We start from the raw sequence: 265 nt of genomic DNA, 5'->3' as shown, positions 1-265 counted from the left end.
GTCCATAATGGTATCGTTGAGAACTACGCCGAGCTAAAAGAAGAGCTGATTGCTAAAGGCTATGAGTTCACCTCGCAAACCGATACCGAAGTCGTCGCTCATTTAATCAATGATATCTACAAAAGCACGCCTGATTTATTAGAAGCAGTTCGTGCGGTTATTCCTTTATTACATGGTGCTTTTGCCCTTGGTATTGTGCATATTGATTGCCCAAACGAGCTGATTACCGTCCGTTTGGGCTCGCCACTGGTCATCGGTGTGGGCA

General features: G+C 45.7%; 1 pseudogene. It reads left to right on the top strand.

Annotated elements, in window-relative coordinates:
* Nucleotides 1-265 (top strand): annotated as a pseudogene (locus AAEZ03_RS27685) (glutamine--fructose-6-phosphate transaminase (isomerizing)); the annotation flags it as partial.

The organism is Pseudomonas sp. HY2-MNA-CIBAN-0224, from assembly GCF_040310285.1.
Classification (GTDB): domain Bacteria; phylum Pseudomonadota; class Gammaproteobacteria; order Pseudomonadales; family Pseudomonadaceae; genus Aquipseudomonas; species Aquipseudomonas helleri.
Note: the sequence above shows the minus strand (reverse complement) of the source record. Positions and strands in the feature narration are given on the sequence as shown.